General features: G+C 68.8%; 29 protein-coding genes. 14 read left to right on the forward strand and 15 right to left on the reverse strand.

The window, feature by feature from the left end; translation table 11 throughout:
• Positions 1-25 precede the first annotated feature (25 nt).
• Entirely contained in the window at positions 26-430 is a 405-nt protein-coding gene (locus tag NK1_RS29090) for an RsbRD N-terminal domain-containing protein (protein WP_063013861.1), read from the reverse strand.
• A 414-nt stretch (positions 431-844) separates the two neighbouring features.
• Here NK1_RS29090 and NK1_RS29095 point away from each other — a divergent pair, with 414 nt between their 5' ends.
• The 3 genes from NK1_RS29095 to NK1_RS29105 all read left to right on the forward strand — a co-directional run bounded on the left by NK1_RS29095 (position 845) and on the right by NK1_RS29105 (position 3,159).
• Positions 845-1,756 carry a helix-turn-helix domain-containing protein gene (locus NK1_RS29095; RefSeq protein ID WP_063013932.1) on the forward strand — a complete coding sequence of 304 codons (912 nt, stop codon included), beginning with the start codon at positions 845-847 and terminating at the stop codon, positions 1,754-1,756.
• A gap of 44 nt (positions 1,757-1,800) precedes the next feature.
• The gene (locus NK1_RS29100) at positions 1,801-2,625 is read left to right on the forward strand and encodes an SAM-dependent methyltransferase (RefSeq protein WP_063013863.1); all 825 of its coding nucleotides are present in this window, start codon (positions 1,801-1,803) and stop codon (positions 2,623-2,625) included.
• A 141-nt stretch (positions 2,626-2,766) separates the two neighbouring features.
• Entirely contained in the window at positions 2,767-3,159 is a 393-nt protein-coding gene (locus NK1_RS29105) for a hypothetical protein (protein WP_063013865.1), read from the forward strand.
• A 75-nt stretch (positions 3,160-3,234) separates the two neighbouring features.
• Here the strand turns inward: NK1_RS29105 and NK1_RS29110 are convergent, their stop codons facing one another.
• Both NK1_RS29110 and NK1_RS29115 read right to left on the reverse strand, forming a co-directional pair.
• A complete protein-coding gene (locus NK1_RS29110) occupies positions 3,235-3,588 on the reverse strand; it encodes a PNPOx family protein (RefSeq protein WP_063013867.1) in 354 nt (117 codons plus the stop codon).
• A gap of 78 nt (positions 3,589-3,666) precedes the next feature.
• On the reverse strand, positions 3,667-4,743 hold the full coding sequence (locus NK1_RS29115; RefSeq protein ID WP_167354315.1) for a phosphatase PAP2 family protein: 1,077 nt from the start codon (positions 4,741-4,743) through the stop codon (positions 3,667-3,669).
• A gap of 104 nt (positions 4,744-4,847) precedes the next feature.
• On the opposite strand from NK1_RS29115, the gene NK1_RS29120 reads away from it, so the two are divergent.
• Together NK1_RS29120 and NK1_RS29125 are read left to right on the forward strand one after the other, a co-directional pair.
• Entirely contained in the window at positions 4,848-5,549 is a 702-nt protein-coding gene (locus NK1_RS29120) for a TetR/AcrR family transcriptional regulator (protein WP_167354316.1), read from the forward strand.
• Between the two features lie 74 nt (positions 5,550-5,623).
• Positions 5,624-7,147 (forward strand): MFS transporter, encoded by a 1,524-nt coding sequence (locus tag NK1_RS29125; RefSeq protein ID WP_063013873.1) that lies wholly within the window; start codon positions 5,624-5,626, stop codon positions 7,145-7,147.
• 14 nt (positions 7,148-7,161) lie between these two features.
• On the opposite strand, the gene NK1_RS29130 is transcribed toward NK1_RS29125, so the two are convergent.
• From NK1_RS29130 to NK1_RS29140, 3 genes are read right to left on the reverse strand one after another with little or no spacing between them, the layout of a single operon-like run.
• The gene (locus NK1_RS29130) at positions 7,162-7,383 is read right to left on the reverse strand and encodes a CDGSH iron-sulfur domain-containing protein (protein WP_218023191.1); all 222 of its coding nucleotides are present in this window, start codon (positions 7,381-7,383) and stop codon (positions 7,162-7,164) included.
• Positions 7,373-8,023 carry a HemK2/MTQ2 family protein methyltransferase gene (locus NK1_RS29135; protein ID WP_063013877.1) on the reverse strand — a complete coding sequence of 217 codons (651 nt, stop codon included), beginning with the start codon at positions 8,021-8,023 and terminating at the stop codon, positions 7,373-7,375. Before NK1_RS29135 ends, NK1_RS29130 begins: the two co-directional genes overlap by 11 nt.
• Before the next feature lie 27 nt (positions 8,024-8,050).
• A complete protein-coding gene (locus NK1_RS29140; RefSeq protein WP_063013879.1) occupies positions 8,051-9,061 on the reverse strand; it encodes an iron-containing redox enzyme family protein in 1,011 nt (336 codons plus the stop codon).
• Positions 9,062-9,287: 226 nt separating this feature from the next.
• On the opposite strand from NK1_RS29140, the gene NK1_RS29145 reads away from it, so the two are divergent.
• From NK1_RS29145 to NK1_RS29165, 5 genes are read left to right on the forward strand one after another with little or no spacing between them, the layout of a single operon-like run.
• Positions 9,288-9,935 (forward strand): flavodoxin family protein, encoded by a 648-nt coding sequence (locus NK1_RS29145; protein WP_063013881.1) that lies wholly within the window; start codon positions 9,288-9,290, stop codon positions 9,933-9,935.
• A gap of 47 nt (positions 9,936-9,982) precedes the next feature.
• Complete coding sequence (locus NK1_RS29150; protein WP_063013883.1) at positions 9,983-10,399, forward strand: hypothetical protein; 417 nt, start codon at positions 9,983-9,985, stop codon at positions 10,397-10,399.
• Positions 10,386-10,649, forward strand: coding sequence for a hypothetical protein (locus tag NK1_RS29155; protein WP_063013885.1), 264 nt, complete (start codon positions 10,386-10,388; stop codon positions 10,647-10,649). Before NK1_RS29150 ends, NK1_RS29155 begins: the two co-directional genes overlap by 14 nt.
• 28 nt (positions 10,650-10,677) lie before the next feature.
• On the forward strand, positions 10,678-11,235 hold the full coding sequence (locus NK1_RS29160) for a type 1 glutamine amidotransferase domain-containing protein (RefSeq protein WP_063013887.1): 558 nt from the start codon (positions 10,678-10,680) through the stop codon (positions 11,233-11,235).
• Positions 11,236-11,259: 24 nt separating this feature from the next.
• Positions 11,260-11,871 (forward strand): UdgX family uracil-DNA binding protein, encoded by a 612-nt coding sequence (locus tag NK1_RS29165; protein ID WP_063013889.1) that lies wholly within the window; start codon positions 11,260-11,262, stop codon positions 11,869-11,871.
• A 67-nt stretch (positions 11,872-11,938) separates the two neighbouring features.
• Here NK1_RS29165 and NK1_RS29170 read toward each other — a convergent pair whose 3' ends face one another.
• From NK1_RS29170 to NK1_RS29200, 7 genes are all read right to left on the reverse strand, one after another.
• Complete coding sequence (locus tag NK1_RS29170) at positions 11,939-13,084, reverse strand: acyl-CoA dehydrogenase family protein (RefSeq protein WP_063013891.1); 1,146 nt, start codon at positions 13,082-13,084, stop codon at positions 11,939-11,941.
• Positions 13,085-13,235: 151 nt separating this feature from the next.
• Positions 13,236-14,150: a lysophospholipid acyltransferase family protein gene (locus NK1_RS29175; RefSeq protein WP_245660909.1), complete on the reverse strand. Its 915-nt coding sequence runs from the start codon at positions 14,148-14,150 to the stop codon at positions 13,236-13,238.
• Between the two features lie 77 nt (positions 14,151-14,227).
• Positions 14,228-15,829 (reverse strand): GTPase HflX, encoded by a 1,602-nt coding sequence (hflX, locus tag NK1_RS29180; protein WP_084461739.1) that lies wholly within the window; start codon positions 15,827-15,829, stop codon positions 14,228-14,230.
• A 94-nt stretch (positions 15,830-15,923) separates the two neighbouring features.
• A complete protein-coding gene (dapF, locus tag NK1_RS29185; RefSeq protein WP_063013938.1) occupies positions 15,924-16,805 on the reverse strand; it encodes a diaminopimelate epimerase in 882 nt (293 codons plus the stop codon).
• A gap of 63 nt (positions 16,806-16,868) precedes the next feature.
• On the reverse strand, positions 16,869-17,699 hold the full coding sequence (locus NK1_RS29190; protein ID WP_063013893.1) for a TrmH family RNA methyltransferase: 831 nt from the start codon (positions 17,697-17,699) through the stop codon (positions 16,869-16,871).
• Complete coding sequence (miaA, locus tag NK1_RS29195) at positions 17,696-18,619, reverse strand: tRNA (adenosine(37)-N6)-dimethylallyltransferase MiaA (RefSeq protein WP_063013895.1); 924 nt, start codon at positions 18,617-18,619, stop codon at positions 17,696-17,698. The genes NK1_RS29190 and miaA overlap by 4 nt, the downstream gene beginning before the upstream one ends.
• Positions 18,616-19,377: a class III extradiol ring-cleavage dioxygenase family protein gene (locus tag NK1_RS29200; protein WP_063013897.1), complete on the reverse strand. Its 762-nt coding sequence runs from the start codon at positions 19,375-19,377 to the stop codon at positions 18,616-18,618. The genes miaA and NK1_RS29200 overlap by 4 nt, the downstream gene beginning before the upstream one ends.
• A 199-nt stretch (positions 19,378-19,576) precedes the next feature.
• Between NK1_RS29200 and NK1_RS29205 the strand changes: the two genes are divergently transcribed.
• Complete coding sequence (locus NK1_RS29205) at positions 19,577-21,085, forward strand: DUF349 domain-containing protein (protein ID WP_063013899.1); 1,509 nt, start codon at positions 19,577-19,579, stop codon at positions 21,083-21,085.
• Between the two features lie 88 nt (positions 21,086-21,173).
• Complete coding sequence (locus NK1_RS29210; protein ID WP_063013902.1) at positions 21,174-21,575, forward strand: nitroreductase family deazaflavin-dependent oxidoreductase; 402 nt, start codon at positions 21,174-21,176, stop codon at positions 21,573-21,575.
• Positions 21,576-21,602: 27 nt separating this feature from the next.
• Here NK1_RS29210 and NK1_RS29215 read toward each other — a convergent pair whose 3' ends face one another.
• A complete protein-coding gene (locus tag NK1_RS29215; RefSeq protein ID WP_063013940.1) occupies positions 21,603-22,184 on the reverse strand; it encodes an Rv2732c family membrane protein in 582 nt (193 codons plus the stop codon).
• Positions 22,185-22,335: 151 nt separating this feature from the next.
• On the reverse strand, positions 22,336-23,928 hold the full coding sequence (gene miaB, locus NK1_RS29220) for a tRNA (N6-isopentenyl adenosine(37)-C2)-methylthiotransferase MiaB (RefSeq protein ID WP_063013904.1): 1,593 nt from the start codon (positions 23,926-23,928) through the stop codon (positions 22,336-22,338).
• 297 nt (positions 23,929-24,225) lie between these two features.
• Between miaB and NK1_RS29225 the strand changes: the two genes are divergently transcribed.
• On the forward strand, positions 24,226-24,954 hold the full coding sequence (locus tag NK1_RS29225; protein ID WP_063013942.1) for an amino acid ABC transporter ATP-binding protein: 729 nt from the start codon (positions 24,226-24,228) through the stop codon (positions 24,952-24,954).
• 85 nt (positions 24,955-25,039) lie between these two features.
• The gene (locus NK1_RS29230; RefSeq protein ID WP_063013906.1) at positions 25,040-25,870 is read left to right on the forward strand and encodes a glutamate ABC transporter substrate-binding protein; all 831 of its coding nucleotides are present in this window, start codon (positions 25,040-25,042) and stop codon (positions 25,868-25,870) included.
• The last annotated feature ends 12 nt before the right edge of the window (positions 25,871-25,882 follow it).

Genomic DNA, 25,882 nt, shown 5'->3' on the forward strand with positions numbered 1-25,882 from the left:
GGCCTTACCGGCACCGCACCGGCGGTCAGCGGGCGGGGTGATTGCGAATTTCCGCGACGTAGGCGCGGGAGACGGTGCAGGTCAGCAGGTCCAGCATGTCGACCAGGAAGCTGCGATCGGCCACCGGATCGGTGGTTCCGGTGCCGCCGGCCGGGTCGATGCGGTTCAGGGTCAATTTCACCCCGTCGTGAATCGCGTGCTGCACCATATCGATCGGAATTCCGTCACGCGCCCACACCGCCGCGGCGTATTCCAGTCGCCGCAGCGCGCGCGTCGCCCCGGTGGGCGCGTCACCGAGCAGGATGAGCGCCAGTTCGAATCCCATCCGCATGACTATCGCGGGATCGGAATGCGTTGCACTCCTGGCATTTCCGGAATCGAATCCATCGCCCTCCGCGGATTCCGCATCCCAGGAGTCGTAGGCCGGCATCGCGCTCCTTCCGTGCGCCCGATCCCCATCGCACTGACGAAGGTATCGGTGACGCGCGGCGATTACGAGCAGTCGGCGCGGGTTGGCCCAAACATCCGAACCACAGGGGTCCGACGTTGTGAGATTTCCCAATAATCGGTCGAATTCGGGCGTTGCGTCCGCAATTCGGACGAGGTCGTCCGGCATTCGGGAATCGGCGGATATTCCGGCGAATCCGTTCGTCACGGTGGCTCCGGCCGCATTCGACTGGCGCCGAAACCGTGATAGCCTGAATGTGATACATGCTAGCGTGATTATCACGCGAAGGAAAGCGATTGGGGCGGAAGAGATTTCGTCGGGCGTATGATCATCACGCAGCAGTGCCTCGTTTCGTCGACCTCCCGGGCCGCGCGCCGCGCCGATACGCTGGCACCCATGGGAGCCCGATTACGTACCGCGCGAAAATTGCTGCTGGGCCGCGAGATCGACCACATGATCAGCGCGGCGGGGGTGAATCAGGCGGAGGCCGCCCGGATCATCGACACCAGCCAGAGCCGGATCGCGATGTTGATCAACGGCGCCAGCTCGATCACCGTCGGCGATCTCGAACGGCTCGCGGTCGCACTGGGTTTCACCGACCCCGGTTATCTGGAAAGCCTCGAGGCATTACGCCGGGACAACCACAAACGCGGCTTCTGGAACACCGGTCATCGCCGCGCCTATCTCGAGGAATTACGTCTGCTGGTGGATCTCGAGGCGCATGCCAGCCTGCTGCGGGTCACCGAGGCCGAGATCGTGCCCGGACTGATCCAATGCGAGTCCTATATCCGAGCCCTGCACGAACCCCCGCACGACGCGCAACCGGCGTCCACCGATCCCTGTGCGGTCACCGTGGAGGATTCGGTACGCGCGCGGCTGGCTCGCCAGGAAGTCCTCACCGGCCCCGATGCACCGCGATTCCACGCCGTGCTCTCGGAATCGTGCCTGCGCCGCGAATACGGCGGCCGCGCGGTGATGGCCGACCAACTGGAATACCTGCTCGAACTGTCGCATCGGCCCAACATCATCCTGCAGGTGCTGCCGTTCACCGTTGCCACCCGGGGCGCGGGAATGGAGGACCGCTTCACGCTGGTGCGGGTTCCCTCCCCCGGCGCGGCGGGCGACCTGGACATGGCGATCGTGGAGAGCCAGGGCGACATTCGCTATATCGACGACAAACCCGCGGTACGCGCCCGGGAGACCGTCTGGGACCGATTATCCGCGGCCGCAGCGGATCCCGATCGGTCGCGCGCGTTCATCGACCGGATCGCGCGTTCGTTCCGACGCGAGAGCGTCACCGGGACGTGACCCACCGTCCGTAATCTGCAAAGCCTAAGGAGTGCCGGGCAGCTATGAGCGACAACGACTTTCCCTCACGCGATATCGACACCAGCCGGCCCTCGGCGGCGCGGATGTACCACTACTACCTGTCCGGCCAGGCGCTGTTCGACGTCGACAAGGTCTTCGGTGAGCGGGTGTTCGCGGTGTTCCCGCACGCCGGCGCCTGGGCGCGGCACAATCGCGAATTCCTGCGCCGCGCGGTCGATTTCATGGCATCACGCGGGATCCGGCAGTTCCTCGACATCGGCGCGGGGCTCCCGACGGCGGACAACACCCATGAGATCGCACGGGCGCACGAGCCGCGGACCCGGGTGGTGTACGTCGACAACAACACCGAGGCGGTGGCGCGCTGGCTCGACCTGCTGCGCGGCACCGACGCCCTCGCCACCACCGCGGTCCTCGATGCCGATCTGCGATGTCCCGACGACATTTTCGACCATCCCGAAACCCGGCGCCTGATCGATCCGGATCAGCCGCTCGGACTGCTCATCGTCGATGTGTGGCCGTTCGTACCCGACAGCGACCGCCCGTACCGGCTCATGGCCCAGCTGCGTGATCGCCTCCCGCGCGGCAGCTGCGTGGCGATGAGCCATGCCGGCCTCGACGACGCGCCCGAGGATGTCAAGCGCGGAATGGCCGCCGCTGCGGAGCTCTACAAGCAGACCTCGGATCCGTTGACGCTGCGCCGCCGTGACGATTTCGCCGCCTTCTACGACGGCCTCGAACTCCTGAACCCCGGGATCGTGCACGCCCCGGATTGGCGACCCTCCGCACCGGTGGACATGGAGGATCCGGCACGGCCGTGTAATTTCGCGGCCGTCGGCTACAAGCCTTAGCCGGCACGGTCGGCGCGGCGGTCCGCGCATCGGTGCGCCGGCAGCTTTACTCCGTAGAAAGGGCATCCGATGACGCGGCCACCGACCTTCACCGTAGGCGAATTCCGAAAAGCCTCAGCCAGTTCCCCGCACCAGAACTGCGTGCGCGTCGCACGCAAACACGGATGGACCGCCGTCTGGGACGACAAGCGCGCAACCGCCGCCACCACCGCCGGCACGGCCGTTATCGGCACCGAGATACTGCTGCTGCGCGACGAACAGTTCGACAGCTACCAGGCCGGTATCCGCGCCGGGCGCACCGAGCGATTACCGATCACGCAGTTCCGGCGCCCCGACGGACGCTATGTGCTGCGTGCCGAAACCGACCGTCCCACAGCGGATGTGGAGCTGATCTTCGATCGAGCCGAGCTCGACGCCTTCCACCACGGTGTGCGGACCCACGAATTCGATCTGCACAGATTCACCGCACCGGCATTCGACGACACCGAATGCGATACTCGCGCAACGGGTCTCACGGATCGAATACCGGCCTAGCGGTTCACACGTTCCGGTGCCCGCCCATGCGGGCACCGCCACTCTCGAAAACCTCCGCGTCGCAAGGTATCCGGTTCAGTTCGAGCCGGCGGCGTCGTCCAGGTGCACCCGTACCCGGACCCGGCCCTTGTCGTCGCGCGTGGCCACGGCGCGACCACGGCGGTCGCCACCGTCCAGGTGCAGCGTGATGGGGCCGCCCTCGCCGGTGAAGTTGCGCCACCAGCTCTTGCGATCGGGCATCGCGACACCGATGACGATCGAATCGCCGGAACGCCGGTAGTTCACCGGTGTGCTGAACGTCTTACCGGACTTGCGCCCGACATAGCTGATCTCGACGAATCCCTTCCGCATCAGCGGGCCGAGAATCGGCGCCTCCGTCAGCGTGAGTACCACCGAATTGAAGCCGCGCACGGCCGATTTCACGTCCACCTGTTGCCTCCTGCCTGGCCCGACCGAGAGTTTTCACTCTACCGGCGGCCGGTGACATCGCCGGGCGGGCGAGGCCGTTCACCCCAGGCCCGGCCCGGAGCGGATCTCGGCCCCGAGCGGATGCCCGGCACGCCCCGGGGGCCGGCCGTATCCCCGGCACCCGGCCGCGCCGCGGCCTCCCGCGGCGGCGTCGATGACGCGGTCGGTCAATCGCTGCTGTCCGCGCACGGGCGGCTCCTCCACCGGTTCCGGCAGGGCCACCGCCAGACCGGCGCCGATTCCGAGCGCCGGCCCCGCGACCGCGCCCGGTGCGAACGCGGCGACCACCGCAGCGCGCCACGCGGGCCACGGGGAATTCGCGCGCAGCATCGCCCACCAGACACCGATGCCGTCGGCGGCCGCGTCACAGAGACGTAGGTGCGGTGCGGCGGCGTAACCGGCGGCAAGGATCAGGGCCGCACCGGCGGCACAGTCGAGCAGGTAGTGGTTCGCGGTCCCCATCACCACGAGTGTGATCAGAATCGGATAGCCGGCCCCGGCCCACCGGGTGAGCGGAGTGCGGCCGAAGCGGTACAGCATCAGCCCACACCACAGCGCCCAGCCGACGTGCAGACTCGGCATCGCCGCGAAATCGTTGGTGAGCGAATCCAACCCGCGCGGTGTGCTGGCATCGCCCTGCCACCAGCCCACCGAGGCGTGCAGGGCCATCACATCGATGAAGCCGTGGGAGTCCTCCAGCAGGCGCGGCGGCGCGGTGGGCAATGCGACGAAACCGAGCAGGCCCGCGACCGTCGCGATGCCCAGTTGGGTGCGGGCCACCCGGTACTGCTCGCGATGCGCCCACCACATCCAGACCAGGATCGCGGGAGTCACGACGTAGTGCAGCGTGGCGTAGGCGAAGTCGGCCGGTATCGCGATCCAGGAATGGCCGGCGAAGATCCGGTTCAGCCACAGTTCCGGGTCCAGCCGCAGCCGGTCCTCGATGCGCAGCAGCGCGTGCGCGTCGCGGCGGGCGTGATCGAGACCGCTGCCGACCAGCAGCCGGGCCCCGTCGTAGGCGAAATACACCACGACGACCAGCACCACTTCCCGCAACCAGCCCCCGGCTCGCGCCGGAACCTGCGCGAACGGACCCGAGATGGTTGTTACAGCCACGACCCGACCTCCACGACGAGGGCTGACGTACAACGTACGGTACGTCGTACGTGCATACTACAATGGCGTCGAGACCGGATTTCATCCCGACCGGAGACGTTGCCGTGACATCTGAGCCCGCCCGACGAACCCGCACCGGGGGCGGCCGACGCCGAGTACCGCGCCATACGCTGAGCGCCGAGGCGATCGTGGACGCCGCGCTGCGCATGCTCGACGACACCGACTGCGAGGGCATCTCCATGCGCGCCCTCGCCGCCGAACTGGGCGTCGGCACGATGACGCTCTACACCTACTTCCGCAGCAAGGACGAACTGCTGCAGGCCGCACGCGACCAGGTGCTCGACAGCTTCCATCCCCCCGCCGTCTCCGGTGACTGGGCCGAGCGCGTGCGGGCGTGCTGCCAGGCGCTGTACCGGCTGCTCGTGGAACGTCCGGCGGTGCTTCGGGTACTCGCGGTGAAACCCGACGGCGACGGCGATTTCGCCGATACCGCCACGGCCGCACTGGAATTGGTGCTCTCCCAGTTACGGGCCGCCGGGCTGGGCCGGCAGGAGACCGCGCGCGGTTACGTGGTGCTGTTGCAGTACACCTTCGGATCGGCGCTGCGCCACGTGTTCGCTCCGGCGCGGCGCAACGGCGAGAACATCCCCAGCCGCCTGCAGATGCTGGATCCGGTCGCCCATCCGACGATCGCCGATCTGATGCCGGAGCTGGTGATCACGCACGGCGGCGGCGAGGAGCAATATCTGTACGGCCTGGACCTCATCCTCGACGGGTTGCGCAAGGCCGCCGCGGCGGCCCGCTAGCCCTCGGTCATCGATCCCGGATTTGTAGGATTGCCGGAAAGTAGCAGGAGCTGCTTCGGCAATCGGGAGGCTCGATGATCGACCGGAACCGCACGGCGACACCGGTGCGCGGCCGCTGGGGAATGCTGGCGGTGCTGTGCGCGAGCCTGCTCCTCGTCGCGATGGACGCCACCGTGCTCAACGTCGCGCTGCCCTCGCTGATCGAGGATCTGCAGCCGGGCGCGGTCGCCCAGTTGTGGATCGTCGACATCTACGGTCTGGTCCTGGGTGGCCTGCTCATCACCTTCGGCGCGATCGGCGACCGGATCGGCCGCAAGCGGCTGTTCTTGACCGGATTCGCGCTGTTCGGCGTCGCTTCGGTGGTCGCGGCCACCGCTCAGGTCACCGCTCAGCTCATCGGCGGGCGGGTGCTGCTGGCGGTGGGTGGCGCGATGGTGATGCCCTCGACGCTCTCGCTGATCCGCAACATCTTCGACGATCCGCACGAGCGAACCCGGGCCATCGCGATCTGGGCGGCCATCGCCGGGGTCGGCGCGGCAGTGGGACCGATCGTGGGTGGCGTCCTGGTCGAACATTTCGGCTGGGCCGCGGCGTTCTGGATCAATGTGCCGGTGGTGGTGCTCACGCTGGTGGCCGGCCTCGGTTTGCTGCCCGAATACCGAGCGCCGTCGACCAGCCCGTTCGACTGGCCGAGTGTGCCGCTGTCGGTGCTCGGCATCGTCGGATTCGTCTGGGGCGTCAAACATCTCGCGCGCGGTGAGGACATCGTGGTGAACGTGTGCGTCCTGCTGGCCGGGCTCGCCATGCTGTTCTGGTTCGCGCGGCGGCAACTGCGGCTGACCGATCCGCTGCTCGACATCCGGTTGTTCCGCCGCCCGGTCTTCCTCGCCGCGGCCCTGGCGACACTGATGGCGATGATCGCGATCGGCGCCGCCCTGTTCCTGATCTCGTTGTGGCTGCAGTACATTCACGGCTACTCCCCCGCCGAGGCCGGTATCCGTACGGCGCCCGCCGCGGCCGCGACCCTGATCGGCTCGCTGACCACACCGGCGCTGCTGCGCCGGACCGGGGTACGCGGGGTGATGGTGACGAGCCTGCTCATCCTCGCCGCCGGGTTCGCGGTGCTGGCGATCTCGCCCGAGCCCACCAGCTACGCCGTGGTGGCGCTGGTGCTGGTCTGCCTGGGCATCGGCGACGGAATCGCGGTCACCGCCGCCGCGGCGGTTCTGGTTTCCTCGGTGCCGGCCGAACGCGCCGGGCAGGGCGGCGCGGTCGAGGAGACCAGCTACGAATTGGGCAACGGTCTGGGGGTGGCGCTGCTCGGCAGTGTGCACGGCGCGCTGTTCACTCACTACATGAGCGACGTCCCGCTGGCCGGGGCTCAGGGCGAGACGGCTCGTGAATCGGCCGGCGGCGCGATCGCGGTGGCCGGCGACATCGGCGGCGAATTAGGGGCGCGAGTGCACGAGATGGCCTCGGCGGCATTCGATTCCGCGCTCACGATCACCTCGTACGCGGCCGCGGTGGTGGTGGCGGCGGTCGCGGTCCTCACCGCGATCCTGATCCCGCGGCACACCAGCGTGACACCGCGGCACTGACACACGAGGCGCGGTCAGCCGCGCTTGCGACGATGACGGCGATGGGTGGTGTCGCAGAGCGGGTAGATTCCGGAGCGGCGGCAGGTGCACACCGCGACCACGAACCGATCGCAGCGCACCACGCGGCCGTCGTCGGTCACCAGCTCCACCGGCCCCTCGACGAGTGCCGGACCGTCCTTGGTCAGCGTGACCCGGGTGCGGCGGGCCGCGCCGGGCGTGGGGTCGTCATTCTCGATCGGCACGGATCACCACCAGCTCCTCTTGCCGCGCCCCGGGTTCGATGAGGCGCTGTTGCTCCAGCCAGTCCGCGCGCCGGCTCAGCACGGGCCCGAATTCGCACGTTTCGCGGACGACGATCGCGGCCTTGAGCCCACCGTCGCGCAGCTGGCGCACCGTCAGATCCGGATCGCACAGCGACGAGTGCACGATCAGCGCGATCCCCTTGGTCCGCAACAGCTCCGGCATCAACCGGCACAGCGGATCGAGCAGTGCCCGGCCGCGCGGTCCACCCTCCCAGGCGCGGGCGCGCCCGCGGGCGGGAATCTCTGCGGGCCCCGGCACATACGGCGGGTTCGCCAGCACCGCGTCGAAAGTGCGCCGATGAAGAACCCGGCCGAAATCGCCGTGCAGCAGCTCGAGCGGCACCCCGTGCAGCCTGCTGTTGAGCCACGCCGAGGCCAGCGCGCGGCGCGAGATGTCCACCGCGGTGACCGCGGACGCCCCGGACCGTCCCGCCTCGATGGCAACGGCACCGGTGCCGGTACACACGTCCACCACCTGGGCCCCCTCCGGGATGGCGGCGGCCCCCAGCGCTCTGATCAGCAGCCCGGTATCGGCTGTCGGGGCGTAGACACCCGGTGCGCGGAACAGTTTCATGATCGCCGAATACCCGCCTTCCGATGATCAACCCGCGCGATCTCGCGGGATCGCGTCCGGGTCGCGCAGTGAGCTGTTCCCCGCCGACCAGCTGTCGAGCATGTGCCGGTCGATGGCGTTCTCCAGCAAGGTCGTCGCCTGGATGCCGAAAACCATCGGTGCGATCAGCTCGGGCTCGCGGGTCGAGAGATCTCCGATGACGTCGCGGCGCATCACCTGTTCGTGCACCGCGTCGGCCTCGACATGTTCGGCGTAGAAGCGCACGCACGCCGGATGCGCGTCCAACCGCCGCAGCGTGTCGACCATCCGGCGCGAAGCGGGGGGCGAGCTGATCTCCACGCTCGCGAAATGGCCGACCAACTCGCCCCGGAACTGCCGGTGCAGGCCGAACAGCGACATCATGTTCACCAGCGCCAGCATCGGCGCGGGGACGGCGTCGAGGTAGTGCAGGTAGGTATCGTCGAGGCCGGCACCGGCCAGCAGATCGGCGAACAACTGCGCGTGGACGTTCTCACCGCGACCGGCGCCGAACTCGTCGTATTCGACCGCGACCAGCGCGGCCTTCGCCTGACCGCGCAGACGGGGGATCACCCACGCGTAGGGGTCGGCCTCCTTGTGGTGATAGATCGAGCGGTGCGCGAAGTATTCGCACACCTGCCACCACTGGCCCTGTTCGTGCAGGAAATGCCCGACGCCCGCGCCCTCGACCGGCTCGACGAGCAGATCGTCGAGTTCGCCGTCGAGGTCGTCGCCGCCGGGCACGTCGCGGCGCATCGCGGCCAGGAACCGGTCCTCGAGGTGGGCGCGCATCCGCAGCAACTTCGGGTCCCATTCCCACCGGGGGTCGACGGAATCGAAACCGCGGTAGTGCAATTCGTAGCACAGGTGCAACGCCAGCTGCAGGTCCTCACCGTACGGATCGGTGTTCGCGGTGTCGAAATCGACATGGCAGGCGGTGCCGCCGAGCAGGGCGCAGATACCTGCGGAGAGTTCGCCGCGCGGCTGCGGTAACGGCGGCGCGCCGGTATTCGCCGTCACCGGCGCCGGGGTGGGCCGATGCCGGGACGCCGAGAGAGGGCGGTGGCCGGATGTTCGGCGCACGCCGGGGTGCGGAATCTCCATAGGCGCCGCATACCCGGTGCCTGCAGCCTCAATCGGCGGTCCGCACCGGTTCGATCGGCGGCGCCGGCCGGCCAGGTTCGACCGCGGATCGGCGGGTATGCGCGAATCAGAGCATCCTGTCGCCCGTCGAAAGGAGCACACTGTGAACGACCCGACCGGTTCCCGAGCTCCCGGGGACGACCTCACCGCCATCGCGATCAGTTGCACGTTGAAGAAGTCACCGGATCGATCGAGCAGCGAGCTGATCGCCGAGCAGGTCCTGCGCGAACTGTCGAACCACGGCGTCACCGGCAAGACCGTGCGTGCCGTCGACCTCGACATCCGCCCCGGTATCACCGCGGACGAAGGCGACGGCGATCAGTGGCCACAGCTGCGCGAGCAGATCAGCACCGCCGATATCGTGCTGATCGCCACGCCCACCTGGCTGGGCCATATGTCCTCGGTCGCTCAGCGCGTACTGGAACGCCTCGACGCCGAACTCTCGGTCACCGACGACGAGAACCGGCCCGCCATGGTGGGCAAGGTGGGCATCGCCGCCGTGGTCGGCAACGAGGACGGCGCACACAAGATCTGCGCCGATACGTTCCAGGCGCTCAACGACATCGGCTTCACCGTGCCGGCCCAGGGCTGCACGTACTGGAACGGCGAGGCGATGAGCGGCGTCGACTATCTGGACCTGGACAACACTCCCGAGGCCGTCGCGACGACCACCGCGGCCATGGCGCGCAATGCCGCGCATCTGGCGCGGACCCTGAAGGCGGCGCCCTACCCGGCCTACCCGTCGTCGTAGCGCGGCGGCCACCGCGCGGCCGATCATCATCCGTTCGAGGAGTCGATATGTACACCGACAACGCCGGACCGCGACTGGGTGCCGGCGAGCCTCCGATTCCGGAACCGGTTCCGCCGCAGCCGGTTCCGGATCCCACGCCCGAGCATCCGATTCCGGCCCCGGACCCGGATCCGCGCCCGCCGATTCCGGAACCCGATCCCGTGCCGGGCCGCCCGCCCGAACCGGGCCGGCCGATTCCGGGGCCCAGCCCCGACCCCGTTCCCGGTCATCCGCCGCCCGATCCCGGTCGGCCGGTCCCGCCGGAACCGATCCCCGAGCCGCCTCCGGATCCCGGGCGGCCCATCCCCGGGCCCGCGCCCGATCCCGGCCCGGACGTACCCGGCCGCGACCCGCGGCCCCCGGTTCCGCAGGCCGGTGTTTCGCCCGCTGCCGGCCGGGCACCCGCCGGACATGACATCCGATGAGCAGACCCCTGGAACGCATCCGCAGGTCACCGCCGAGGATCTGCGGATGCTGCTGGACGCGGGCAGCCCCGGTACCCGCCTGGTGTTGTCGGAGGGCCGGGTAAGGCTGGCCACCGACAGCGGCGAGGACGGACTGGAGCTGATCCGGCGTCCCGAACTGGCCGACCGCATCGGCGACCACCCCGATCAGCACGAACTGGCCGAACAGGCCGAACTACTCAACACGCTGATTCGCCTGCAGGGCGCCTGAACGCCCGCGAGCCCGAGAAGGAGACGAGATGAGCCGACCCGACCGAGAGCCCGCCGTCCTGGTGGTGACCTCGCAGACCGGTGTGGAACGCGACGAGCTGCTGGAACCACTGAAGCAGTTGCGCGACAACGGTATTCGCGTCACCCATGCTGCCCCGTCCACCGATGCGGTGCAGACCTTCGTCCACGACACCGAGGCCGACACCACCGTCGACCCCGATACCGATCTGGCCTCGGTGTCGGTGAGCGATTTCGACGCGCTGGTGGTGCCCGGCGGCACCGTCAACGCCGACAAGTTGCGCACCACGAAGGAGGCCGTCGACCTGGCGCGCGGATTCGCCGACGCCGGAAAGACGATCGCCGCGATCTGCCACGGCCCCTGGCTGCTGGTAGAGGCCGACTTGGTCCGCGGCAAGACCATGACCTCGTATCCGTCGCTGCAGACCGATGTGCGCAACGCGGGCGCGCAGTGGGTCGACGAGCAGGTGGTCCGGACGCAGGACGGCTGGACGCTGATCACCTCCCGCAATCCGCGCGATCTGGACGCGTTCTGTTCGGCGATCGAGACCGAAGTGGGCGCGAAGTGACGAGAGGACGGTGAAGGCGCGGTCATGGTGAAGGCTCCGGGCGCAGCGGAATTCGTGCCGGACACCACCGATCTCGAGCGACTGCGCGAGGCCGCCTGCGGATGTCACGGCTGCGATCTGTACAAGCATGCGAACCGGACCGTCTTCGGGGAGGGCCCGCCGCACGCTCCGATGGTGATGATCGGCGAGCAACCCGGCGACCGCGAGGATCTGGCCGGACATCCGTTCGTCGGCCCCGCCGGAGCGCTGCTGAACCGCGCCCTCGCCGATGCCGGAATCGACCGCGACGCCGTCTATCTCACCAACGCGGTGAAACATTTCAAATTCACCGAGCGCGGTAAGCGCCGCATCCATCAGAAACCCGGGCGCACCGAGATCGTCGCGTGTACGCCCTGGCTGACCGCCGAACTCGACGCGATCCGTCCACAGCTGGTGGTCTGCCTGGGTGCGGTGGCGGCGCAGGCCGTCTTCGGCCCCGAGTTCCGGATCACCCGCGACCGCGGGCGGCTGATCCCGCACGACGATCTCCGGGCGCTGGCCACCATCCATCCGGCCGCCGCGCTACGCGCTCCCGATCGTGCCGAGGCCTACGACGGTCTGGTCGCCGACCTCACCGAGGCGGCCACCGCACTGTGACACGAGACGGCCGCCGCCGGTTGCCCGGCGGCGGCCGTTGCTGCTGGAGTGGAGCAGTCGGAGTGCGTCAGCTCAGCTTCAAGGAGCGGCCGATGATCTCCTTCATGATCTCCGTGGTGCCGCCGTAGATGGTCTGCACGCGTGCGTCCATGTACGCCTTGGCGATCGGGTATTCGCGCATGTAGCCGTAACCACCGTGCAACTGAAGGCATTTGGTGATGAGGTCGAGCTGTTCCTCGGTGCTCCACCACTTGGCCATCGCGGCATCCTCGGCCGAGAGGGTGCCGGCGTTGAGGGCCTCGATGAAGCGGTCGACCAGCACGCGCACCGCGGTGGTCTTGGTGGCCAGCTCAGCCAGGACGAACCGCGTGTTCTGCTGGGCGCCGATCGGTTTGCCGAAGGCCTTGCGGTCGCGCACGTACTGGATGGTGGTCTCCAGGCAGCCTTCCATCGCGGCGGCGGCCATCACGGCGATCGACATCCGCTCCTGCGGCAGGTTCTGCATCAGGTGGATGAAGCCCATGCCCTCGGTGCCGAGCAGGTTCTTGGCGGGAACCCGCACGTCGGTGAAGCTGAGCTCCGCGGTGTCCTGCGCCTTGAGCCCGATCTTGTCCAGGTTGCGGCCGCGCTCGAAGCCGGGCATGCCGCGCTCGACGACGAGCAGCGAGAAGCCCATCGCCCCCTTCTCGGGATCGGTCTGCGCGACCACGATCACGATGTCGGAGTTGATGCCGTTGGTGATGAAAGTCTTGGCGCCGTTGAGGACCCAGTCGTCGCCGTCGCGGACCGCGCGGGTCTTGATGCCCTGCAGATCCGAACCGGTGCCCGGCTCGGTCATGGCGATGGCGGTGATGATCTCACCGGAACAGAACCCGGGCAGCCAGCGCTGCTTCTGCTCGTCGTTGGCCAGCTCCAGCAGATACGGCGCGATCACGTCGTTGTGCAGCGAGAAGCCCAGCCCCGAGTACTGGCCCTTGGTGGTCTCCTCGGTGATCACCGCGTTGTAGCGGAAATCCTTGACCCCGCCGCCGCCGAACTCCTCGGGCACCGCCATGCCGAGGAACCCCTGCTTACCGGCCTCCAGCCACAGCTGCCGATCCACGACCCCGGACTGCTCCCACTCGGCATGGTGCGGCGCGACATGCTGATCCAGAAATTTACGGTAGGACTCCCGGAACAGATCGTGTTCGGGTTCGAAAAGGGTGCGCTCCACGCCAACCTCCTAGTGACCACATCGGCAATCGCCTGCCCCCTACGGTACCCGGAAGGGGAATCGCGGTTCACTTCAGATCCGAAAAAAGTCGCTTACCTGTGCGAAAAGCTTCGGAGGGTGGTCTCTGCGCACCCTGAACGCGGGTAAACCTCTAGAGCCCCACGGCACCGCGTACCCGGCCCCAGAGCGTGCGGCCGCGGTCACGGTCGCGCTCGGCCAGCAGGGCGGTGATCTCCTCCTCCAGCGCCTTGTGCACCACCTGCTGCAATTCCTCGGCGGCGGCGTCCAGATCGGTGGCGTCCTGCCACGGCGTGGTCTCGATGGGCGTACCGATCGAGTAGTAGAACCGTTCGGGCCGCGGCACGACGGTGGGGCCGATGCCGCGCATGAGCGGCGGGGTGAGGTTGGCGCGGATGCCGAGCGCCTCGACGGTCCAGCGCAGCGGGCTCATCACCGGATGGTCGCCGTCGAAGACCACGTCGAACACATCGTCGGCGCCGATCATCGCGGTCGGCAGGATCGGCGCGCCGGCCTCGATCGCCATCCGCGCGAAGCCGGTGCGCCCCTCCCACTTCAGGTGGTACTTCTCGCCCTTGCGGCGCATCGCCTCGCGGCCACCGCCCGGAAAGACGATGACCGCCTCACCGTTGTCGAGCAGGGTGCGGCAGTTGTCGCGCGAGCCGCGCACGCTGCCGATCCGGTGCACGAGTTCGCGCACCGGCGGTACCCGCATCAGCACGTTCTCCGCCAGGCCGCGCACCACCCGGCCGGTGCGGTGGTAGATCTCGTGCACCAGCAGCGGCGCGTCCACACCGCCGAGCAGCGTGTGGTTGCCGACGAGCATGACCGGACCCGTCTCGGGAATGTTGTCCAAGCCGTGAAAGACCGGACTGTTCCACAGCCGCACCGGCGTCGACAACGCGTCGAAAATCCGAAGATCGATGGCGGGCACCGTCATTCGCAACGGCGCGCCGTCACTGAGCTGCCGTACGGACTCCGCCGGCGAGCGCTCGGCGACGGAGTCGTCGGGCATGACATCGACAGGCGTGGACTCGGTCCCGGACATTTGCACCCTCCCTGCAGCCGTTCGGTGAAAGACGCGATTCTACCGAAAACGACTGTGGCACACAGACTACGAAAGCTTCAGTGCGGAGGCCCCGCTGCTTCCGCACTGCCGATGGTGCCCGCGTGCGCATACTGCGACAGGGTCGGCGCGAGCGCCCGGGGAACCCGGGCCCGCACCCGCGTACCACCCTCCTCGTGCGAGGAGCTGATGATGCGGCCGTCGGAGTGGATGCGCGCGAGCAGATCACCACGAGTGTACGGGAGCAGCACACTCACCTCGACATCGAGCCCGCCGAGGATCTCGCCCAGCCGTTCGCGCAACTGGTCGATTCCGCGTCCGGTGCGGGCCGAGACGAACACCGCCCCGGGCAACTGGGCCCGCAGATGCGCCAGCTGCGTCGCGTCCAGCGCGTCGATCTTGTTCACCACCAGCAACTCCGGCGGCCCGGATCCCTCGCCCTGCTCACGCAGCACATCGGTGATCACCTCACGCACGGCCTTGATCTGCTGATCGGGCAGCGCGTCGGAACCGTCGACCACGTGCAGCAGCAGATCGGCGCCGGTGACCTCCTCGAGTGTGGAGCGGAACGCCTCCACCAGCTGAGTCGGCAGATGCCGGACGAATCCGACGGTGTCGGTGAAGACGACCTCGCGGCCGTCGTCGAGCGCCGCCCGCCGGGTGGTGGGATCCAAGGTGGCGAACAGGGCGTCCTGCACCAGGATGCCCGCACCGGTCAGGGCGTTCATCAGGCTGGATTTTCCGGCGTTGGTGTAGCCGACGATCGCGACCGCCGGAATGCCGCTGGAGGTGCGCCGCGACCGTTTGGTGTCGCGTGCGGTCTTCATCTCCTTGATCTCGCGGCGCAGTTTGGCCATGCGCTCGCGGATCCGGCGGCGATCGGTTTCGATCTTGGTCTCACCGGGGCCACGGGTACCCACACCACCGCCCGCACCACCGGCCCGGCCACCGGCCTGCCGCGACATCGACTCACCCCAGCCGCGCAGTCGCGGCAGCATGTACTCCATCTGTGCCAGCGACACCTGCGCCTTGCCCTCGCGGGAGGTGGCGTGCTGGGCGAAGATGTCGAGAATCAGCGCGGTGCGGTCGATGACCTTCACCTTGACGACCTTCTCCAACGCGTTCAGCTGCGCGGGGGTCAGCTCACCGTCGCAGATCACCGTATCCGCGCCGGTCTCGAGCACCACCGAGCGCAGTTCGTCGGCCTTACCCGAGCCGATGTAGGTGGCCGGATCGGGCTTGTCGCGGCGCTGGATCAGCGCGTCGAGCACCTGGGAGCCGGCGGTTTCGGCGAGCGCGGCCAGTTCGGCCATGCTGGCGTCGGCCTGCGCGGCGCTGCCCTCGGTCCAGACGCCGACCAGCACGACCCGCTCGAGTCGCAGCTGCCGGTACTCGACCTCGGTGATGTCGGTGAGCTCGGTCGAGAGCCCGGCGACACGACGCAACGCGCTGCGTTCGTCGAGTTGCAGCTCACCGACCGTGGGCTCGGTCGCCCAGCCGTTGCCGGAATAACCGCCGCCCTCGGTTTCGTCGGCGTCGTAATCGGTCACGCCGGTATCGGCGTCGTCATCGCCGATGCTGTAGTCCTGGTCCGCGTAGCCGTCCGTGTCCGAGTCGAGTTGCTCGAGCGGGGTGAACTCGTACGTTTGTGATTTCCTCATACACCTCCATGGTCCCACGCCACAACCACCCGGCGCACTCGGATATTTCCGGCCCCCGCCGGGAACGGCCCGGTACGGCGCAGTTCACCCGGATTCAGGCGCCGGCCCACCATTCGCCGGCGAGATGTCCGGAACCGACCAGCACCGAGGGGCCACGCAACCACGCCTGCCCGTGATCGATGCCGACGGTGACCGCGCCGCCGGGTACCCGGACCCGCACCTGCGCGGACTCCGTCGCCGGGTCGATGCCCGCACGCGTGAGCGCGGCGGCCGCCGCGGCGACCGTGCCGGTGCCACAGGAGCGGGTTTCACCGACACCCCGTTCGTAGACCCGCATATCCACCGCGCCGTCCTCGCCGAGCGCGGTCAGGATCTCCACGTTCACGCCCTGCGGGAACAGCTCCGGATCGAATCCGGGTGGCACGGTGAGGTCGAGTGCGGCAAGACCGTCGGCGGTGAGCCCGGGATCGACACAGGCCAGATGCGGATTGCCGACGTCGACCCCGACCCCGGGCAGCGCGCTGCCGGCGACGGTGGCAGTGGAATCGCCGAGCATCCGCACCCGGCCCATCCCGACGGTCACCTCGCCGAGTACCTCGTCGAAGGAGTGCACGACCACCGACCGCGCACCCGCACGGGTTCCGACCACGAATTCGGTCTCCTGCTGCAAGCCGGTGGCGAGCAGATAGTGGGCGAAGACGCGGACGCCGTTGCCGCACATCTCCGCGATCGATCCGTCGGCGTTGCGGTAGTCCATGAACCAGTCCGCCGCGGCCACACCGTCGGGCAGTCCGGCCAGCTCGCCCCGCTCCACCAGCGCCCCCGCGCGGGCGACGCGCAGCACACCGTCGGCGCCGATACCCTGGCGCCGGTCACACAGCACGGCGACGGTCTCGGGCGCCAGGCGCAGGCGCGCGTCGGAGTCCGGCAGCACCACGAAATCGTTCTGGGTCCCGTGGCCCTTGCTGAACTCGATATCGGCCGCGCCGGACACCCGCTGCTGCTCGCTCATCGACGTCGATCCTCCACCTGTCCCGCACTATTCGCCGGCCGCGCCGGCGTTCACCTTCGATACCGACACCCGGCGCTGCCGGGATATTTCGTACAGCACGACCGATACGGCGCAGGGGGTGACCGGCATTGCACCCGCCGGAATCCGCACCATCTCGTCGCATGCGTCGCGCCACCGCGCGTCGAGCTCGCCATCGTCGGCGAACACCATGATCGTCGCATCCGCGAAGGTGTGCGCATCGACCGGCCGCTCGCCGGGTCCGGTCCCGACACCGACCAGCCGGGCCGGGGCTTTCGCGCCCGCCCGCAATTCGGCGACGGCCGCCGGCCCGGACACGCGCACCACCGGCACCGCGAACAGCGCACCGGCCGAGGCGCGGACACACCGCGGGTCGTATTCGTCCGCGCCCGATCCGCTGATCACGACCGCGGCGGCACCGAAGGCGTGCGCGGTGCGGAGCACGCTGCCCAGCCGCAGCGCGGAGGACGGACGATCGATCACGACCACCGGATGTGCCGGATCGAGGCGGATCTGCGACGGGTCCCGCCCGCGGGTGTGCGCCAGGGCCACCAGTTCCGGTGTGCCGGTATCGGGTTCGGCGAGTTCGTCGAGGGCGTCGCCCACCAGTCCGATCGCCGGCACCGCGTCGTTGTCGAGTATCTCGCGCGCCCACGGCGGCAGCGGAGCCCCGAGGCGGTACAGCACCGCTTCCAGGGGCCAGTTGTTCGCGACTGCCGCGGTAATCGGTTCCCGGCCGTGCACGAGAAAGCGGCCGTCGCTACGGCGCCGGGCACGGTTGCCGAGATAGGCGCGCCACTCCCCCACGGAGGCGTTGCGGGTGGTCGATGGGCGGGTCACTGCCGAATCGATTCCTGTTCGTCGAGCACATGGGCCAGTACCGAATCCGCCAGCCGCGGATCGGCGCCGTCGACCCAGTGCACGCGCGGGTCGCGGCGGAACCACGAGCGTTGCCGGCGCACGTAACGGCGGGTGCCGATCAGCGTGCGCTCACGCGCATGACTCAGGTCGTATTCGTTGTCGAGATGGGCCAGGACTTGTGCGTATCCGATCGCCCGGCGTGCGGTCAGGCCCGAGCGCAGGCCGCGGCCGATCAGTGCTCGCACCTCGTCGACGAGACCCTGCGCGAACATGGTCTCGGTGCGCGTCTCGATGCGCGCGTCGAGTTCGGCGGTCTCGCGGTCGACGCCGATGATCGTCGTGTTCCAGCGCGGCGTGCCGCGTTGCGGCTGCGAGGCCGCGAAGGGGCGGCCGGTGAGTTCGACCACCTCGAGCGCGCGCACGATCCGCCGCCCGTCGGTGGGCAGAATGGTCTGCGCCGCAACGGGATCGGCGGCCCGCAAGGCGGCGTGGACGGCCGCGACCCCCTCGCGTTCGAGAACCCCCTCCCACTTCTCGCGGACGCGGATGTCGGTGGCCGGGAACTCCCACTCGTCGAGCAGCGCCTGCACGTACATCATCGAACCGCCCACGATGACCGGCACGCGGCCGCGCGCGAGGATGTCCTCGACATCGGCGGAGGCCGCGGCCTGATAAGCGGCGACGGTGGCCGTTTCGGTCACCTCCAGCACGTCGAGCTGGTGGTGCGGGATGCCGCGGCGCTGCTGCGGCGGCAGTTTGGCGGTGCCGATATCCATGCCGCGATACAGCTGCATCGCGTCGATGTTGACGATCTCACCGTCCAGGCGAGTCGCCAATTCCAGCGCCAGATCGGACTTTCCGGTCGCGGTCGGGCCGATGACGGCGATGGGCGCCCTCATCGCGCACCCGCCGGATACCAGACCGACGCGTGATATCCGACACCGAAAGGCGCTGCGCGATACAGGGTTTCGACCTTCGGGTCGGCGGTGTCGATGCCGAACAGACCGGCCAGCACCTGAAAGCCGGGACGGCCGGCCACCTCGAGGTCGGCGCACAGCCGCGGGTCCAGCGCGCCGAGTGCCGCGCGGTCACCGGCGTCGAGAGCGTCGTCGATCCGCCGTTGTTCGCCCTCGGCCCGGGGATCGAGATATCCGGGTGAGATGGTCGACAAAGTCGCGGCGCCGTCGGCCACGACCAGCACGCCGTGTGGACGAGGGTCGGCGTCCAGCTCGCCGCGCAGCCGGGATCCCAGGTCCACACAGTGCGACGGGTCGGCGCCGGGGTCGACCGGCTGGGCCCGCGCCTCGATGTCGTCGCCGTCCTCGGCCGCGATCCGGCCACGCAGCCAGGCGCCCACCAGCAGTGCGGTCGGCCAGTCGAGTCGCGGCTCACCGCCGGGTTCGGTCGCCGACAAGGTGACCCGGACGTCGGCGCCGAAGCCGCGCAAACTACCCACACCGACCGGCGGCTCGGTCCCCGCGCCCACGATGGTCCAGTGCCGGGCCTGCCGGGCCAGCATCCGCCCGGCCGTCAGCACGGCCTCGCGCAGCGGCGGCACCTGCGCGGCCGGATGGGTGGAGTCGGTCAGCGGCGTCGCACCGCCCAGTTCGGGAATCAGCACGAGCGGCGAGGGAATCAACGCGGCGACACGAAACACTCGTCAACGGTAGCGGCCGCCGGGAAAACGGCGGCCGAGGCCGTCGCTCACCACGGGTGAGCGTGTTCCCACCACTCTCAACCGTCACTCGCTGCACGCCACCGTTCGCAAGAGAGGGCAATTCTGTCTATTGGCTGGTTGAATGGGATCTGCTAGGGCGTAACCAGGCAGCCGTGACGCGCGGCAGGGATGAGGAGCGATGACCGACAACAGCGGAACCGAGAAGGCAGTGCATCCGGAAACCGGCGCGGCGCAGCAGTCCAGCAATCCCGCCGCGAAGCGTCCGACTCCGGCCGATGCCGCCCCGAAACCCGGTGCGGCACCACGCCCCGGAGTACCCAAGCCGGGGGCGCCCAAACCCCCCTCGGCGCAGCGGACCGAACCGGGAGCCAAACCCGCGGCGACGCACCACGTCAAACCGGCTCCCGTCCCGGGGCCCGCCCACGAGCATCCGCATCCGGTGGTCGTGCCGACCGTCAGCGATCCCAGTGAGTGGGGCCGGGTCGACGACGACGGCACCGCCTGGGTCAAGACCGCCGGCGGCGAACGCGTCGTCGGTTCGTGGCAGGCCGGTGACGCCGCCGAGGGGCTGGCGCATTTCGGTCGTCGCTTCGACGATCTGGCCACCGAGGTCGCACTGCTCGAGGCTCGCCTCGCGGCCGGCACGGACGCCCGCAAGACCAAGGCCGCGGCCGTCGCGCTCGCCGACTCCCTGCCCACCGCGGCGGTGATCGGTGACGTGGACGGTCTGGCCCAGCGCCTGCAGGCGATCATCGAACATTCCGACGAGGCGGCCGCCCACGCCAAGGAGGAGAAGGAACGCACCCGGCACGAGCACACCGAGCGCAAGGAGGCGCTGTGTGCGGAGGCCGAGCAGATCGCCGCCGAATCCACCCAGTGGAAGGCGGCCGGTGACCGGCTGCGGGAAATCCTCGAGGAGTGGAAGTCCATCCGCGGGGTGGACCGCAAGGTCGACGATGCGCTGTGGCGGCGCTTCTCCAAGGCGCGCGAGGCGTTCAACCGCCGCCGGGGCGCGCACTTCGCCGAACTCGATCGCGAACGCGCCGCCGCGAAGGCTCGCAAAGAGGAGCTGTGCGCGCGCGCCGAGGAGCTGTCCGATTCCACCGATTGGGTGGGCACCGCCGCGGTCTTCCGCGATCTGCTGACCGAATGGAAGGCGGCCGGGCGCGCGCCCCGCGAGGCCGACGAGCAGTTGTGGCGGCGGTTCAAGAGCGCCCAGGACGTGTTCTTCGCCGCGCGCAATGCCGCCGCGTCCGAACGCGATGCCGAATTCGGGCAGAACGCGGAGGCCAAGGAAGAACTGCTGCGCCACTACGAGGACCGCATCCCCGAGCACATCGAACCCGATTCCGCCACACTGGATTCCGCCCGTGTGGCCCTGCGCGAACTGCAGGAGCGGTGGGATGCGATCGGCAAGGTGCCGCGCGAGCGCATGCACGAACTCGAGGGCAAACTGCGGGCGCTGGAGAAGCGGGTGCGCGAGGCGGTGGACGCCCAGTGGCGGCGCACCGATCCGGAGGCGATGGCGCGCGCGGCACAGTTCCGCGAGCGGGTCGCCCAATTCGAGGAACAGGCAGCCAAGGCCGAGGCCGCGGGCCGCCCGCGCGATGCCGAGAAGGCGCTCGAACAGGCCAAGCAGTGGCGGGAATGGGCCGATGCCGCCGAGGGCGCGGTCAGCCGGCGCTGAGACGTTCGTCGACGGCCGGCGGTGCCGAGTTCGCCGCCGGCCGGTGTGAGCCGCCCCTGCCCGCAGCGATCCGGACGAGGAGCCGACCATGGATGTCCGCGAGATCAATCGAGGCGTCATCGAGCAGTTCCGGGCCGGGGGCCCGATCGAGGGGATGCACCGGGAGCGTCTGGTGCTGCTCACCACCACCGGCCGCCGGTCCGGGACGCCGCACACCACGCCGATGATGTTCCATCCCGACGGCGACCGGCTGCTCGTCGTCGCCTCGAATGTGGGCGCCCCGCAGCATCCGGACTGGTATCTGAATCTCGTCGCCGATCCGGCCGTGACGGTCGAGGTCGACCGGGAGACCTATCCGGCCACCGCCGTACCGTTGCAGGGCGCCGACTACGACCGGGCGTGGACCGAGCTCACCACGTTGTATCCGTTCTTCGCCGAACACGCGAAGAAGACCGCGCGCACCATCCCCGTGGTGGCGCTGCGCCGCTGAAAACGACGCTCCCGCCCGCCGGTCCGGCTACTTGTCGTCGCCGAACAGCCGGCGCCGGTCCTGCTCTTCCTTTTCGGCGGCCGCGATGCGCCGGCGCTCCTCGGCCTCGAGCTGGAGCGCGGTCCGGCTCCACACCACGCGGATCCAGTGGAAGGTCAGCACGACGATCGCGATCGTGGCCAGGATCAGTCCGATGCCGGGTCCGGCACCGTGGTAGTTGCCGAGGCCGGGGGTCTGGCGGTGCCAGATCGAGAGCACTCCGAACACACTGCCCACCGCGGATCCGGCGACCGCCACCCACGCCAGTGCCCAGCGGCGGGTGACCAGCGCGAGCGACGAGAACCCGATCCCGAAGATCACCACGAACCATTCGAAGACCCGCGACGGCAGCCCGATGTGCTCGTCCTGCGCGTGGGCGTCGAAGGCCAGCACGTCGAGGCCGCGGGCGGCGCCGGCGTGCGGCAGGATCAGCGACAACAGCAGCACGAAGACCGCGATCGCGACCACCATGGCGCGCGTCCCGGGGTCGATCTCGCCGGCGATCTTGCGTTCGACGGCCTCGAGATCGCCGCGGAACTGCTCGAAGACCTTCGACTCTGCGGGGTTCATGCTCTCCTCATTCGGCTCGGTCGCAGGATTCGGCTCGGTCGCATCGTTCGGCTCCGGCGGCCGGTGCGGGTGCCGCGGCGCGGGCGAGGCATCGCCGGAGCGCTCCGGCGTGCCATCGCGATCGGCATCCTCGTCCCCGCGTTCGGCCATGTCAGACCCCACACCCGGTGTCACAACCGGCGGCCGCCGGCAGCGGTTCCGGCGCGCCGATCCGCGGCAGTCCGAGCCCCACTCCGATCGGTGCGGTCTTGGGCAGCACACCGCGTTCGTGCGCGTCGCCGGCGCGGGTGCGGCGGTGGCTGTGGATCGGGCCGTCGGCGATGAGGTGGTGCGGCGCCGCCGCGGTGATGTCGACGGTGACGATATCGCCGGGCCGGATCGCCTCCTCGCCGGGCCGGAAGTGCACCAGGCGGCCGTCGCGAGCTCGGCCGCTCATCCGCGCGGTGGCCGCGTTCTTCTTGCCGGCGCCCTCGGCAACGAGCAGTTCGACCTCGGTGCCGATCAGCGCGCGATTGGCTTCCAGGGAAATCTGTTCCTGCAGTTCGATCAACCGGTCGTAGCGCTCCTGGACCACCGCCTTGGGCACCTGATCGGCCATCGTGGCCGCGGGCGTGCCGGGACGGATCGAATACTGGAAGGTGAAGGCGCTGGTGAAGCGGGCCTGCCGGACCACATCCAGGGTCTCCTGGAAATCCTCCTCGGTTTCCCCGGGGAAGCCGACGATGATGTCGGTGGTGATCGCGGCATGCGGCATCGCGGCGCGTACCTTCTCGATGATGCCGAGGTAGCGGTCCTTGCGGTAGGACCGGCGCATCGCCTTGAGCACCCGGTCCGAACCCGATTGCAGCGGCATGTGCAGCTGCGGGCACACGTTCGGGGTCTGTGCCATCGCCTCGATGACGTCGTCGGTGAATTCCGCCGGATGCGGCGAGGTGAAGCGCACCCGCTCGAGCCCGTCGATGCTGCCGCAGGCGCGCAGCAGTTTCGCGAAGGCGCCGCGGTCCCGGTGCTCGGGCGCGAAATCGGCCGGATGTCCGTGCGGCAGTGCGGGTTCGGCGAAGTTCACACCGTAGGAGTTGACGTTCTGCCCGAGCAGCGTCACCTCGAGCACTCCCTGATCCACCAGCGCCTGCACCTCGGCCAGCACATCGCCGGGCCGCCGGTCGACCTCCTTGCCGCGCAGCGAGGGCACGATGCAGAACGTGCAGGTGTTGTTGCAGCCCACCGAGATCGACACCCAGCCGGCGTAGGCGGATTCACGGCGAGCGGGCAGCGTGGACGGGAACGCCTCCAGCGATTCCAGGATTTCGACCTGCGCCTGCTCGTTGTGCCGGGCGCGTTCGAGCAGCACCGGCAGCGATCCGATGTTGTGGGTGCCGAAGACGACGTCGACCCAGGGCGCCTTGCGCACGACGGTGTCGCGATCCTTCTGCGCGAGGCAGCCGCCGACCGCGATCTGCATACCGGGCCGCTCGGCCTTGATCGGCGCCAGATGTCCGAGCGTTCCGTACAGTTTGTTGTCGGCGTTCTCCCGCACCGCGCAGGTGTTGAACACCACCAGATCGGCGGTCTGCCCGCTCGTGGCCTTGGTGTATCCGGCGTCCTCGAGCAGGCCCGACAGCCGTTCGGAGTCGTGCACGTTCATCTGGCAGCCGTAGGTGCGCACCTCGTAGGTCCGCGGCGACTGCGGATCGGTGGCCGAACCGGGGGCGCGTCCCGCAGCCGAATGCGCTGCAACCTGCATGGACGAATTCACGGGTCCAGGGTAGACGCTGTGCGAAATCACACGCCCACCCCGGTCGCCACGATCGGGGAGCTGGTGACGCCGGTCACGTGGCCGGGCGCCCAGGTCACCACCGGGTTAAGCGCAGGCGGCGACGGCGCGACGCACGCGCCAAAAGTGCGCATTTCGCGCAGGACCGCTCTAGGGTCGACTGTCATGACCGATGCTGCCGACGCAACACCCGGCACCGCCAGCGCTGGGAACACCTCCGACCAGGGCGCTGCCGAGGCGTCCGCGGGCACCGCAACCGTTCCGCCGATGATCTCGATGTGCAACGTGGACAAGCACTTCGGTGATCTGCATGTGCTGCGTGATGTGAATCTGGAAGTGCCGCGCGGACAGGTGGTGATCGTGCTCGGCCCGTCCGGGTCCGGCAAATCCACGTTGTGCCGCACCGTCAATCGGCTCGAGCCGATCGATTCCGGCACCATCGCCGTCGACGGCGTCGAGTTACCCGCCGAGGGTCGCGCATTGGCGAAGTTGCGCGCCGACGTGGGGATGGTGTTCCAGTCGTTCAATCTGTTCGCGCACAAGACGATTCTGGACAACGTGATGCTCGGCCCGGTCAAGGTGCGCCGCATCGACAAGAAGCAGGCCCGCGCGCGGGCGCTGGAACTGCTCGATCGGGTCGGCATCGCCGATCAGGCCGACAAGTATCCGGCGCAGCTGTCGGGTGGTCAGCAGCAGCGCGTGGCCATCGCCCGGGCATTGGCGATGAATCCGAAGGTGATGCTGTTCGACGAACCCACCTCCGCCCTGGATCCGGAAATGGTCAACGAGGTGCTGGAGGTGATGGTCGCCTTGGCCAAGGAGGGCATGACGATGCTGGTGGTCACGCACGAGATGGGATTCGCCCGCCGCGCCGGAGATCGGGTGCTGTTCATGGCCGACGGCCGTATCGTCGAGGACGCGGCGCCCGAAACCTTCTTCACCGCACCCGCTTCCGAGCGGGCCAAGGATTTCTTGGGCAAAATTTTGAGCCATTGATCGCTGTTCACGACCGCGGCGGGAGCGATGACCGCTCCCGGCACCGCGGAGGACCCTTCACACTTCACGAGAGAGAAGGCATTCGATGAGGATCACCCGAGCGCTGCGGTTCGGCATCGGCGCGCTGGCCATCGCGGTCGTCGCGACCGGATGCGGCGGCGGCAGCAACAAAACCGCCACCGAACACGCGTCGGAAGGCAAACTCACCATCGGCATCAAATTCGATCAGCCGGGTCTGGGCCTGCGCAATCGGGACGGGTCGTTCTCCGGATTCGACGTGGACGTGGCGACCTACGTCGCCGGAAAACTCGGCGTGAGCCCGGACAAGATCACCTTCAAGGAGGCGCCGTCCGCGCAACGTGAGACGCTGATCCAGAACGGGCAGGTGGATTATGTGGTCGCCACCTATTCGATCACCGATCAGCGCAAGCAGAAGGTCGACTTCGCCGGGCCGTATTACGTTGCGGGCCAATCCTTGCTGGTGCGCGCCGACAACACCGCTATCACGGGTCCGGAATCGCTGAAGGGCGGCAAGAAACTCTGCTCGGTGAAGGGATCGACGCCGGCGCAGAACATTCAGAAGAATTTCGCCAACGATGTGCAGCTGCAGGAATACGACACCTATTCGCTGTGTGTGGAGGCGTTGAAATCCGGGGCGGTCGACGCGGTGACCACCGACAACATCATTCTGGCCGGTTACGCCGCGCAGTCGCCGGGCCAGGTGAAGGTGGTCGGGCAGCCGTTCACGACCGAGAACTACGGCATCGGCCTGAAGAAGGGCGACAAGGACTCTCGCGACAAGATCAACGATGCGATCGAATCGATGATCAACGACGGCTCCTGGAAAGCGTCGCTGGAGAAGAACTTCGGCAACACCTTCCCGATCCCGTCGCCGCCGCAGGTCGACCGGTACTGAATCGGCCCGGGT

The organism is Nocardia kruczakiae NBRC 101016 (assembly GCF_001612965.1).
GTDB classification, from domain to species: domain Bacteria; phylum Actinomycetota; class Actinomycetes; order Mycobacteriales; family Mycobacteriaceae; genus Nocardia; species Nocardia kruczakiae.

Coding starts and splice junctions, on each gene's coding strand:
- NK1_RS29090 (WP_063013861.1), bottom strand. CDS start 430: ATGCCGGCCTACGACTCCTGGGATGCGGAATCCGCGGAGGGCGATGGA.
- NK1_RS29095 (WP_063013932.1), top strand. CDS start 845: ATGGGAGCCCGATTACGTACCGCGCGAAAATTGCTGCTGGGCCGCGAG.
- NK1_RS29100 (WP_063013863.1), top strand. CDS start 1,801: ATGAGCGACAACGACTTTCCCTCACGCGATATCGACACCAGCCGGCCC.
- NK1_RS29125 (WP_063013873.1), top strand. CDS start 5,624: ATGATCGACCGGAACCGCACGGCGACACCGGTGCGCGGCCGCTGGGGA.
- NK1_RS29135 (WP_063013877.1), bottom strand. CDS start 8,023: ATGAAACTGTTCCGCGCACCGGGTGTCTACGCCCCGACAGCCGATACC.
- NK1_RS29150 (WP_063013883.1), top strand. CDS start 9,983: ATGTACACCGACAACGCCGGACCGCGACTGGGTGCCGGCGAGCCTCCG.
- NK1_RS29155 (WP_063013885.1), top strand. CDS start 10,386: ATGACATCCGATGAGCAGACCCCTGGAACGCATCCGCAGGTCACCGCC.
- NK1_RS29160 (WP_063013887.1), top strand. CDS start 10,678: ATGAGCCGACCCGACCGAGAGCCCGCCGTCCTGGTGGTGACCTCGCAG.
- NK1_RS29165 (WP_063013889.1), top strand. CDS start 11,260: ATGGTGAAGGCTCCGGGCGCAGCGGAATTCGTGCCGGACACCACCGAT.
- NK1_RS29175 (WP_245660909.1), bottom strand. CDS start 14,150: ATGTCCGGGACCGAGTCCACGCCTGTCGATGTCATGCCCGACGACTCC.
- hflX (WP_084461739.1), bottom strand. CDS start 15,829: ATGAGGAAATCACAAACGTACGAGTTCACCCCGCTCGAGCAACTCGAC.
- miaA (WP_063013895.1), bottom strand. CDS start 18,619: ATGAGGGCGCCCATCGCCGTCATCGGCCCGACCGCGACCGGAAAGTCC.
- NK1_RS29205 (WP_063013899.1), top strand. CDS start 19,577: ATGACCGACAACAGCGGAACCGAGAAGGCAGTGCATCCGGAAACCGGC.
- NK1_RS29210 (WP_063013902.1), top strand. CDS start 21,174: ATGGATGTCCGCGAGATCAATCGAGGCGTCATCGAGCAGTTCCGGGCC.
- NK1_RS29215 (WP_063013940.1), bottom strand. CDS start 22,184: ATGAACCCCGCAGAGTCGAAGGTCTTCGAGCAGTTCCGCGGCGATCTC.
- miaB (WP_063013904.1), bottom strand. CDS start 23,928: ATGCAGGTTGCAGCGCATTCGGCTGCGGGACGCGCCCCCGGTTCGGCC.
- NK1_RS29225 (WP_063013942.1), top strand. CDS start 24,226: ATGATCTCGATGTGCAACGTGGACAAGCACTTCGGTGATCTGCATGTG.
- NK1_RS29230 (WP_063013906.1), top strand. CDS start 25,040: ATGAGGATCACCCGAGCGCTGCGGTTCGGCATCGGCGCGCTGGCCATC.